This window comes from uncultured Campylobacter sp. (assembly GCF_937997405.1).
Taxonomy (GTDB): domain Bacteria; phylum Campylobacterota; class Campylobacteria; order Campylobacterales; family Campylobacteraceae; genus Campylobacter_B.
In genome coordinates this window covers 1-10603 of sequence record NZ_CALKTL010000107.1, presented here as the reverse complement: position 1 = coordinate 10603, position 10603 = coordinate 1, and the positions used below count along the sequence as shown (strand labels likewise).

The following is a 10603-nucleotide window of genomic DNA, read 5'->3' as shown; positions in this document are numbered from 1 at the left end:
TGGCTGTTAATTTTCAGCTCTTCCAAAGCATCAAGCATGCCGATGCTCTCAGGCAGACTCTCTTGCTTATATCTGCCAATATCAAGCTTTTTTAAGCTTTTTAATGCGCCGATACTTTCAGGAATTTCTTGTATATTTTCAGACCAAATATCAAGCTCCTGTAGATTATGCAAATCCCCTAACTCAGACGGGATCGTCTGGACATCCGAATCTATATGAAGCCTTTTGAGCGACGGGATTTTCACGGCGAGCCGTAATCTCTGCTCGTCCATATGACCCCACTCCTCAAGATTGGGTAAATTTACGATGTTTTCAGGAGGAGAGGTAAAATCTTCGCTTAGTTCCTTTAGACTCGGCATTCGCGAAACCTCATCGGGTAGCGCCTCTATATGCGTGTTCGTAAGATATAAAATTTCCAGACTTTTCAGCTCCGCCAGATACGTAGGCAATGTATGCAAAAATTTACAACTGTAACAGTGGAGCTCTCGTAGCTTGCTCATCCCTGTAATCTGCGGCGGCAATTGCGAAATATGCGTTTCATCCAGCTCAAGATATTCTAAATTCTTTAAATTCGCTACATTCGCGCTCAACTCTTTTACGGAGCAACGATCCAAAATCAGAGTCTTAAGATTCGGAATTTTAGAGATATTTTCACTAATCTCCGTAAATTTAGTAGCACGTAAGCCTAAATACTCAAGCTTTTGTAAATTTTGCACGCAAGAGGGCAGATCCGAAACTCTCGTGCCTTGCAGATCGAGCTTTTTTAAATTTGAAAGCAAACAGATTTCGGGCGGAACCTGCGTAACCTCATCCACTCTAATCGGTGAAACGGTCATAAAATTCGCGTTTCTGCCGAAGTCTAGCTCATCAATGTCCGCAAGCTTTTCATACAAATTCCACGTCGTAGCGATATCGCTAAAGAAGTTTTTACCGTAGTAATCCCTCTGTCCTATATCGCTAAAGCGTAGAAAATCCGCCAAGTTTTGCATCTGCGTATTTTGATCCTCGCTCAGCTTTGGGCTAGACTTCAGGCGGATGTCCTGCGCATCGTTTGACATACTAATTTTAATGCCTTTAAAACCGGAGATTGATTGTATGCAGAGCGAAAAAGCAACTGCTATAAATAGCGCGATATAAATCTTTTTCATTTGAGTCGCCTTTTTAAAATTTAAAATTTTAGTATCTAGCTGCGCGATATTTATAAAATTTAAGCGAGCGCTTTGCAAGCTTGATTTAAAAATCCTCACATCGCTCTGCGCTTCGTAAATCCCATCAAATTTTAAAATTTCGGAATTTCGCGCAGCGTCTTAAAGACAGGGCAAAATTCCGAATCAAAGGACGCTTGTAAATTTTATTTATACGCCTTAATCGCTTTGTCTAGGATTTTCTCTGCCTCGGCGGCGCTTGCAAAATCCTTCACTTTGACCCATTTATTTGGCTCTAAAAGCTTGTAGGTTTCGAAGAAATTTTTGATCTTATCCAGCGTCGCTTTAGGCAGATCGGAGATAGATTTAATGCCCTCAAATCGCGGATCGATCTTGCTAACCGGCACGGCAAGCAGCTTCTCGTCCATTCCGCTTTCGTCCTCCATCATCAAAACGCCGATTAGGCGGCACGGGATCACGCTGCCTGCGGCAAGTGGGTATTCGTTTAGCACCAAAACATCCGCAGGATCGCCGTCGTCGGCTAGGGTGTTGGGCACGAAGCCGTAGTTTGCGGGGTAAAACATCGCGCCGTAGAGCACGCGATCTACGCAGAGCGCACCGCTTGCTTTGTCTATCTCGTATTTGATATTCGAGCCGTAAGGGATCTCGATTACCGCGTTGATTTTATCGGGGTTTGAGCCCACTTTTATCTTTGAAAGATCCATAGTTTTCCTTTATTTAGAATTTAAAATTTTGATATTTTTCACGTCTATCGTCGTTTTTGTAAAATCTTTATCGATCTCGCCAGTGATTCGCACGAGCGTATTTTCATCCACGCTCACGCCGCGCCAAACGTCATCATCGATCTCAACCTCGATGCTATCGCCGTTTTGATCTACAAATCTATAATGTTCGCGTCTGAGTTGAGATTTTATCTTGCCGTCGATTACGACAAAAGAATCATCTCTTAATGTAAGCGCTTCTTTGACGCTTGACGGCTGATTTTGCGCCGTCGCACCGCTTGGGACAAACCCGCCCGCGGCGAATGCAGCCGCGCACAAAGCCATATTAATTAAAAATTTTCTAACCATATCTATCCTTAAAATTTTAATCTCTGCGTTTGCAAACAGATTCGAAATTTTATTAAATTTAAAAACCCCGCTCATATTTAACGCTTGCATTAAATTTGCGGCGCGAGCTTTTAAATTTACGCTTAAAATTTGGCTATCTAGCGCGACGGCGAGCTATAAATTTAAAGGCACGCTCGTGCTAAAGACGCATTAAATTTAAGCGCGATTTGCGCCGCTTGCGCTATGAAAAAGAAGCCAAAGGCGCTTAAAATTTAAGCCGCCCCAAGCGCGCTAGCCTAATTTTTCGATCTGCGCGGCGATTATAGCGTTTATGTCCGCTACGATCTCCTCGACCGTGCGCTCGCCGTTTACGCTGTAAAATACGCCCGCGTCGCCGTAAAATTTACGGATATCCTCGATCGGCTCTGAAAATACCGCCATGCGGTTTTTAAAGACTTCCTTGTTATCGTCCGCCCCGCGAGCGCGCCCCAAAACGCGCTGCTCGGCGACCTCCTCGCTGACGCACACCTCGATGACTGCGCTAAGATTTACATCATCGTCGCCTCGCAGTACCTCGTCTAGCTTATTCATCTGCTCGACGCTTCTTGGATAGCCGTCGATGATGATGAAGTCTTTAGGTGAGCTTTTAATCGCGCTAACGATAGCATTTACGACGATATCAAGCGGCACGAGATTGCCTTTAGAAATGAAGCCATCTATCTGCCTGCCCAGAGCGCTGCCGCTTGCTACCTCGGCGCGTAGCAGATCGCCCGTGGAGTAGTGCTCGATGCTTTGATTCATCTGAGCGATCATACTCGCATCGGTCGTTTTGCCGCTGCCAGGAGCGCCGATGATTAAAAAAAGGCTTTTCATTTTTGCTCCTTCTTATGAAGCCTAAGACCTAGCTCGCGAAGCTGCTCGTCTGTAACGACGCTAGGAGCTTTGGTGAGCGGACACTGCGCGCGCTGCGTTTTAGGAAACGCGATAACCTCGCGGATACTGCTTGAGCCAGTAACCAGCATCATCAGCCTATCAAAGCCGATCGCGATACCTCCGTGCGGAGGCGCGCCGAAGCTTAACGCATCGAGCAGGAAGCCGAATTTCTCTCTCTGCTCTGCAGGCTCGATCTTAAGCAACCTAAAGACCTTTTCTTGAATGTCCGCTTTGTGGATCCTGATGCTGCCGCCACCAAGCTCAATGCCGTTTAGCACGACGTCGTAGGCAATCGAGGTAATATCCTCCAAATCTGGCTCGTCGGGATTGTTCGGCATAGTGAAAGGATGGTGCATCGCGGAGTAGCTGCCGTCGTCGTTTTGCTCAAACATAGGGAAATTTACGACCCACAAAAACTCAAGCCTGTTCGGATCTATGAGACCAAGCTCGTTTGCAAGGAAAATTCTAAATCTACCCATATAATCAAGCACGATTTTCTTTTTGCCCGCGCCGAAAAATACGACGTCGCCGACTTTAAGCTCGCAGCGCTTGATAAGCTCGTCCAGCTCGCTTTTTTCAAAGAATTTTACCAGCGGCCCCTTTAGACCGTCCTCTTTTACTTGGATAAACGCAAGCCCTTGCGCGCCGAATTTTTTCACGTACTCCTCAAAGCCTTGCATCTGCCGCTTGCTAAATTTCAGATCGCCGCCCTCGACTTTGAGCGCTTTTACGCGATTAGCCTTGCGGTCTTTGGCTAAATTTGAAAAAATTTCGTTGCTCGATTTTTCAAAAATATCGGCTACGTCGATGAAAGGCATATCGTAGCGCAGATCGGGTTTGTCGCTGCCGTAAAGCTCCATCGCGTCTTTGTACTCCATATGTCTAAAAGGGGTGACGATCTCGCGACCGCAGGATTTAAAAATGTCCTTTAAAACCTCCTCGGCTACGCGCATTACGTCGTACTGGGTATTGAAGCTCATCTCGATATCGATCTGCGTAAATTCCGGCTGGCGGTCGGCGCGCAGGTCCTCATCGCGGAAGCAACGCGCGATCTGGAAGTATTTATCAAAGCCCGAGCACATCAAAAGCTGCTTGAAAAGCTGCGGACTTTGCGGAAGCGCGTAGAAGCTGCCCGGATAGACGCGGCTAGGCACCAGATAATCCCTAGCGCCCTCAGGCGTCGCGCGCGTTAAGATCGGCGTTTCGACCTCCACAAAGCCCAGCCTATCGAGCGCGTTTCGCGCGGCGATCGCAGCCTTGGAACGCATCTTAAATTTATCGAAGCTTCCATCGGCGCGCAGATCCAAAAAGCGGTATTTCAGCTTCGTTTCCTCATTGACGCTTTTATCGCCGATTACGAAAGGAAGCGGTTTGCTTGGATTTTCGATCTGCAGATCCTCTACTACGACTTCGATGTCGCCGGTTTTTAAATTTGGATTTTCCAGCCCCTCGCCGCGAGCTCGGATCTTGCCGACGGCTTTTAGGACGAATTCGTTTCGCACGGTATTTGCTACCTCGTATGCCGAGTGGCTATCTTTGGGATCACAGACTAGCTGTAAAAGCCCGCTTCGGTCGCGCAAATCTATAAAAATCACGCCGCCGTGGTCGCGGTAAGAATTTACCCAGCCGCACACGGTTACACTTTTGCCGATATCGTTTTTACTCAAATCGGCGCAATAATGACTTCGCAAATTTACTCCTTTAAAATTATTTGTAAAACGCAAGTATAGTTAAATTTTGCTTTTACAAAGCTAATTTTTTATAAAATAAAACTATGGAAAACAAAATTCATAAAAACCTTAAATTCGCGGGGCTAATAGCCAAAAAATCAGAAGAGATTCGCCCCGTCGTGGAGCAAATTTGCGAAATTTTAAAAGCGCAAGGTATTGAGCTTTTGCTTGAAGAGGACGGAGCGGAATTTTTCGGCCTTAAGTCGCATACGCTTGCAGAAATTTTAAAAAAGACCAATTTTTTAATTAGCCTCGGCGGCGACGGCACGCTCATCGGGCTTGCGAGGCTACTAAGCGACAAAAACGCCTTTATTTTGGGTATCAACGCGGGCACTTTGGGCTTTTTAACGGACGTGCAGCCGAGCGAATTTGCAAAATTTTTAAAGGAATTTCTGCGCGGCGAATACGAGATCGAGCGCCCGTTTTTGCTTGAAGTGATACTGGAAAACGGCAGCGGCAAGATCGTCCGTAAGACCGCATTTAACGACGTCGTAATCACCCGCAGCCATATCTCTTCGATGGCGAAGATCGATGCGTTTTTAAATAGAAAATATTTCAACACCTACTACGGCGACGGCGTGATCGTAAGCTCCGCCGTGGGCTCGACCGCGTATAATATGAGCGCGAACGGTCCGATCGTCTATCCGCTGTGCGACGTGTTTTGCGTCACGCCAATCTGCTCGCACAGCCTGACGCAGCGGCCTTTGATCCTGCCAAAAGAATATCTCGCGAGCTTCAAAAACGCCGGAAGCTCCGAAGTTAGCGTCGTCATCGACGGACAAGATGTTTTTGATATGGCGGAATTTCACAGCGTGAGCGTTAAAATTTCGCACGCAAAGGCAAATTTAATAAAACGCAGAAGCTACGATTATTTCGACGTTTTAAAAGCCAAACTCAGATGGGGGCACGGCGGATGCTAGAAAGAATTTATATTAAAAATAATCTAGGTTTTTGCGAGAGCGAGCTTAGTTTTGGTCCGGGACTTAGCGTATTTACAGGTATCAGCGGCGCGGGTAAATCGGTATTAATAGGCGCGATTTTAGCGGTGTTCGGTCTTAAAGAATGCGAGGCTGAGCTCATAGAAGCGGACGTAGAGCATCAATTTGATATGGAAAATTTCGGCTTGATAAACGATACGCCAAATATTTTTCGCGTCCTAAAAGAGCGTAGCTTGCGATACTTTATAAATTCTCAATCGGTCTCAAAAAAAAATCTAAGCATGATCGCCGGCGAATACGTGAAATTTTTAGGCGCGAAAAACGCCGGAGAAATGAGTAGCGACAGCTTGCTAAAATTACTTGATTTTATCGCCGCGAAAAAAGATGCGGCGCACGCGCAAAGCTTATTGGAGCTTCAGGGCGCCTTTGTGGAATTTAGCCGCACAAAAAAGCAGCTGGATGAAATTTTGGATCAAGAGCGCAAGATCGAGGAGTTAAAGGAATTTGCTCGCTTCGAGATTGAAAAAATCGAGCGCGTATCGCCTAAGATCGGCGAATACGACGAGCTTTTGCAGATCAAAAAAAAGCTTAGTAAAAAAGATAAGATCGAGGAACTTTGGGCTAGGGCGCAGGGCGTTTTTGAGCTGGAGCGCAGCGTCATCGAAGCGCTAAGTCTTAGCGGGCTGGATAGCGCGTTTTTCGAGGATGCGATGAACGAGCTGCGGCTAAAGCAAGAAAGCTTGAATTTAGACGAGCTCGAAAATATTGACATAGAGAAAATTTTAGATCGTATTGAAGCTCTTAGCGCGCTAAATAGGCGCTACGGAAGCATAGAAGAGGCTTTGGCTACGCTTGAAGCGCGCAAGAAAGAGCTTGAGCATTACGAGCAGTTAAGTTTTGAAAAAACCAAGCTACAAACGGAATTTAAACGCCTTAGCGAAAGCACCGCTACCCTTGCCGAAAAAATCAGCGAGGCTCGCAAGGGCACTAAAAAACGGCTCGAGGATCTGATAAATTCCTATCTAAAGCAGCTTTATATGGACGGAGTGGAGCTTAGTTTTAAGCCTACGGCGCTTAGTGAGTGCGGCACAGACGAAATTTGCGTCAGCTTGTGCAAGACGGAATTTAAAAATTTAAGCTCAGGCGAGACGAACCGCCTGCGCCTTGCTTTTATTGCTGCGAGCTTGGAGCTTACAAATAACGGCGAGGGAATTTTGATCTTAGACGAGATTGATTCAAATTTAAGCGGAAAAGAGGCGATGAGTATTGCAAACGTGCTGGTAAAAATTTCAAAATTTTATCAAATTTTTGCGATCTCGCACCAGCCGCAGCTTAGCTCAAAGGCTGCGTCACACTTTTTAGTAAGTAAAACGAACGGCAAATCTAGCGTGAGGTTATTAAGCGAAAATGAGAAAATAACAGAGTTAGCTCGTATGATAAGCGGCGAGACTATTACTGCAGAAGCCCTGGAATTCGCTAAAAAGCTAAGACAAAGCTGAAGGAATTTTAAGCTTAAGTTTAAATCTGAAATTTTTTGCTACAATACCGCGTTTAATTTAAATTTAAGTGTGATTTTGCAAAACGACGTAAAATCCGCTTCGAAAAATTTTATCAAGTGAGTTTTATGATTATAGATACACATTGCCATTTAGACGATGCTAGTTTCGATACCGATTTGGACGCGGTAATTGAGCGCGCCACGATTGCAGGCGTGCGCAGCATCATCATTCCCGGTGCCGATATGGCAGACCTAGATAAGGCATGTAAAATTTCACACGCGCGGAATAATGTGTATTTTGCCGTAGGGGTGCATCCATACGAGATAGATTCTTTCGATATGGAGGTGCTGAAGCGGTATGCTGACGATCCCAAATGCGTAGGCGTTGGTGAATGCGGGCTTGATTACTTCAGACTTAAGCATCAAGAGAGCAAGGAAGCCAAAGCCTTAGAAATCTCCCTCCAAAAAGACGCCTTCATCTCACAAATCGATCTAGCAACACAACTTCAAAAACCACTTATAGTCCATATCCGAGAAGCAAACGAAGATAGCTTTGGAATTCTAAAAGATCGCGCCGGCGATTTATGCGGCGGTGTTTTACACTGCTTCAATGCCAGCAAGCTTTTGCTAGGTCTTAGCGAATACGGATTTTACTTCGGTATCGGCGGAGTTTTGACATTCAAAAATGCAAAAAACTTAGCTGAGATCTTACCGCAAATTCCGCAAGAGCGCCTCTTAATCGAGACGGATGCACCCTATCTAACCCCGCATCCGCATCGCGGCGAGCGCAACGAGCCTGCATTTACGAGACTCGTGGTAGAAAAAGTCGCGGAAATTTTAAGCCTAAGCGTAGAAGAGGTTGAAGCAATAACGACTCAAAACGCCTGTAGGCTTTTTGGCGATAAAATCAAAGGAGAGATATGAAAGCCATAAAATTTATACTGCTAGCCCTGCTTTTAATGGGCGAAGCGTTTGCGAGCCAGCCCGGTCTGATGCGCGCAAATCACGATTATATTTTAAATCAATTCGGCATCGAAAATAACGAATCGAGCAAAAACGTAGTTGCGGGCATATTCCGTGCGATCAATGCAAGCGATCGCAAGCAGTTTAAGCATATCGTGACTTCGCAGTCGCACAATGCCTACTTAGTCAAATCCGAGGTCGATAACATAGAAGCTCCGGAATTCTTGTTGTATTTGGCAATGGTCGAATCACATCTTAAAAATACGGTCACATCAGGTGCTAGCGCGGGCGGTATGTGGCAGCTGATGCCGGCGACCGCAAAAAATTTCGGTCTTAGAGTAGATAGCGCCGTAGATGAGCGTCGCGATCCCGCAGCCTCTACGGATGCTGCGTTTTCGTATATTTTGCATCTGAAGCAAAATTTTGGCAAGTGGTATTTAGCGCTAATGGCGTATAATTGTGGCGATCAAAAGCTTAAAAATGCGATTGCAGCTACTGGCAGCGATGATCTGGATCGCTTGCTAAAAAGTCCCGCACTTCCTAATGAGACTAAGAATTTTATCAAGCGCATTATTAAATACGCTTACATTGCTCAAAATGAAAATATGCGTAAAATTCTGCTTTTTGAAAGCGAGCCGTGGGGGCTAAAGCGTATCGCCGTAGCTCCGGGCACAAAGCTAAGCGCGGTTGCAAAACAGATCGGAATTTCGCCATCGCAGATGCAGGATTACAACGCGCATATTAAAAACGGAATTTCGCCGCTTAACGGCAAGTACTTCTTTTATATCCCACAAAGCAAATATGCAGAATTTGTCGTAAATCAGGGCGCGTTTCAAGCGTATGAACCACGTCTGAAACAGCGCAAGCCAGGACGCGTGTTAGCAGGTTTGGCGAACGAGCTTAGCCTCAAAGACAAAAATGAAATAGCGCTAAATAATATAAAATTCAACAAATAAGATCGGATCGTAGGTGTCGTACCAGAAAATCGCTCTTTTTAGTGCGCTTTTTGCGCTGATTCTTGCCGGTTGCTCGTTTCGCACTGCACCGTCGTCTAGATCGTCTGCGGGTAGTGCGGGCAAGATCGGCAAAAACTCTCCCGCCACCATGCGCCCTTATAAAATTAACGGCAAAACCTACTACCCCGAGCAAGTAAGCGTCGGCGATACTCAGATCGGCATCGCTAGCTGGTATGGGCCGAATTTTCATGGCAAATACACCTCAAACGGCGAAATTTACGATATGAACGGCATGACCGCCGCGCACAAAACCTATCCGATGAATACGATGGTAAAGGTCACGAATCGCGATACTGGCGCTACTGCAACCGTGCGCATCAACGACCGCGGTCCATTCGTAGATGGTCGCATCATCGATCTTAGCAAAACAGCTGCCAATCTAGTGGGCGTATTTGCCAAAGGTACGGCGCCTGTAAAGCTCGAAGTAGTGGGTTTTTATGGGCGCACTATTGCTAAAGGTTCGCCAAAAGCAACCATTGTCGGCGGAAATTTTATGGTGCAAATCGGTGCGTTCAGAAACAGAAGCGGCGCACAAATTTATCAGCGCGATTACCACGGCACGGCGGGATATCCTGCGATTATCAAAGAATTTAGCATAGATGGCGCGCCGATTTATCGCGTCTTTTTAAGTGGATTTAAGAGCGAGGATGAGGCGAGAGATTTCGCGCATAATGGCAAGTTTACTGGAGCTTTCATCGTAAGGGAGTAGCAGTTTTATTTGACGGCTTTTCCTTCGTTTTTTGCTTGATAAAGGCTTTGTTAAATTTATTTGTGAGCTACTTGCGGTAAAATTTCCCGTCATCTAATAGTTATCTGCTTTAGCTGCGGCGAAGTGCGAACTACTTGCAAGCTATTCGTAGCAGAAAAGTGCGCCTGCCTGCTTAAGCTTTGTTTTTTAATAGGACGCCGTAGCTGATAAAATTTCTATATTGTTATGGATAAAGCATGCAAAAATATCCGGAAGTTTATAGTTTAGAAAAGAGTTTGGCTATACTTGAAAAATATAAAGACGAGCTGAGCGCAGAACAATACGAGCAAAACAGATCTATCATCTGCAACCACGCGATAGAGGGTATGTTTGCAAACGAGCAAGATATAATCGATCTTATCAAGGTCGATAAGGGAGAAAGAACGCCCGATGAGATAATAAACGAATATAAAAAAGAGTGGGGCATTTTATAGCGCAGTAGAAAATATTAAATTTGGATGGCGAAATATCAGAGGTATTTAAACGCAGCTCATCGTCTGTTTGAATTTTAATCGTGCAGAAAAGTTACGACTTCGTGTTCTTTTGGTAAATTTTCTCTACC

10 protein-coding genes and 1 pseudogene are annotated in these 10603 nt (G+C 45.5%); 6 read left to right on the top strand and 5 right to left on the bottom strand.

Annotated features, from left to right (window positions below):
* The 5 genes and pseudogenes from Q0372_RS05760 to aspS all read right to left on the bottom strand — a co-directional run.
* Positions 1-1148: pseudogene (locus Q0372_RS05760) on the bottom strand (hypothetical protein); the annotation flags it as partial.
* 203 nt (positions 1149-1351) lie between these two features.
* Positions 1352-1870 carry an inorganic diphosphatase gene (gene ppa, locus Q0372_RS05755; protein WP_298103662.1) on the bottom strand — a complete coding sequence of 173 codons (519 nt, stop codon included), beginning with the start codon at positions 1868-1870 and terminating at the stop codon, positions 1352-1354.
* Between the two features lie 9 nt (positions 1871-1879).
* On the bottom strand, positions 1880-2311 hold the full coding sequence (locus tag Q0372_RS05750) for a NirD/YgiW/YdeI family stress tolerance protein (protein ID WP_298103658.1): 432 nt from the start codon (positions 2309-2311) through the stop codon (positions 1880-1882).
* Between the two features lie 195 nt (positions 2312-2506).
* Positions 2507-3088: an adenylate kinase gene (locus Q0372_RS05745; RefSeq protein WP_297944626.1), complete on the bottom strand. Its 582-nt coding sequence runs from the start codon at positions 3086-3088 to the stop codon at positions 2507-2509.
* Positions 3085-4839, bottom strand: a complete 1755-nt coding sequence (gene aspS, locus Q0372_RS05740) for an aspartate--tRNA ligase (RefSeq protein ID WP_298103653.1) — start codon at positions 4837-4839, stop codon at positions 3085-3087. Before aspS ends, Q0372_RS05745 begins: the two co-directional genes overlap by 4 nt.
* Positions 4840-4922: 83 nt before the next feature.
* On the opposite strand from aspS, the gene Q0372_RS05735 reads away from it, so the two are divergent.
* From Q0372_RS05735 to Q0372_RS05710, 6 genes are all read left to right on the top strand, one after another.
* Complete coding sequence (locus Q0372_RS05735) at positions 4923-5798, top strand: NAD(+) kinase (RefSeq protein WP_298103651.1); 876 nt, start codon at positions 4923-4925, stop codon at positions 5796-5798.
* Positions 5792-7315: an AAA family ATPase gene (locus tag Q0372_RS05730; RefSeq protein ID WP_298103648.1), complete on the top strand. Its 1524-nt coding sequence runs from the start codon at positions 5792-5794 to the stop codon at positions 7313-7315. Before Q0372_RS05735 ends, Q0372_RS05730 begins: the two co-directional genes overlap by 7 nt.
* Positions 7316-7440: 125 nt before the next feature.
* The gene (locus Q0372_RS05725) at positions 7441-8238 is read left to right on the top strand and encodes a TatD family hydrolase (RefSeq protein ID WP_298103645.1); all 798 of its coding nucleotides are present in this window, start codon (positions 7441-7443) and stop codon (positions 8236-8238) included.
* On the top strand, positions 8235-9233 hold the full coding sequence (locus tag Q0372_RS05720; RefSeq protein WP_291936754.1) for a lytic transglycosylase domain-containing protein: 999 nt from the start codon (positions 8235-8237) through the stop codon (positions 9231-9233). The genes Q0372_RS05725 and Q0372_RS05720 overlap by 4 nt, the downstream gene beginning before the upstream one ends.
* A 13-nt stretch (positions 9234-9246) precedes the next feature.
* The gene (locus Q0372_RS05715; protein ID WP_298103642.1) at positions 9247-10002 is read left to right on the top strand and encodes a septal ring lytic transglycosylase RlpA family protein; all 756 of its coding nucleotides are present in this window, start codon (positions 9247-9249) and stop codon (positions 10000-10002) included.
* Between the two features lie 236 nt (positions 10003-10238).
* A complete protein-coding gene (locus Q0372_RS05710; RefSeq protein WP_291936760.1) occupies positions 10239-10475 on the top strand; it encodes a hypothetical protein in 237 nt (78 codons plus the stop codon).
* The last annotated feature ends 128 nt before the right edge of the window (positions 10476-10603 follow it).

What these genes read in the sequence shown, in the direction of transcription:
- ppa (WP_298103662.1), bottom strand. Translation starts at nt 1,870, where the DNA reads ATGGATCTTTCAAAGATAAAAGTGGGCTCAAACCCCGATAAAATCAAC.
- Q0372_RS05750 (WP_298103658.1), bottom strand. Translation starts at nt 2,311, where the DNA reads ATGAGCGGGGTTTTTAAATTTAATAAAATTTCGAATCTGTTTGCAAAC.
- Q0372_RS05745 (WP_297944626.1), bottom strand. Translation starts at nt 3,088, where the DNA reads ATGAAAAGCCTTTTTTTAATCATCGGCGCTCCTGGCAGCGGCAAAACG.
- Q0372_RS05735 (WP_298103651.1), top strand. Translation starts at nt 4,923, where the DNA reads ATGGAAAACAAAATTCATAAAAACCTTAAATTCGCGGGGCTAATAGCC.
- Q0372_RS05730 (WP_298103648.1), top strand. Translation starts at nt 5,792, where the DNA reads ATGCTAGAAAGAATTTATATTAAAAATAATCTAGGTTTTTGCGAGAGC.
- Q0372_RS05725 (WP_298103645.1), top strand. Translation starts at nt 7,441, where the DNA reads ATGATTATAGATACACATTGCCATTTAGACGATGCTAGTTTCGATACC.
- Q0372_RS05720 (WP_291936754.1), top strand. Translation starts at nt 8,235, where the DNA reads ATGAAAGCCATAAAATTTATACTGCTAGCCCTGCTTTTAATGGGCGAA.
- Q0372_RS05710 (WP_291936760.1), top strand. Translation starts at nt 10,239, where the DNA reads ATGCAAAAATATCCGGAAGTTTATAGTTTAGAAAAGAGTTTGGCTATA.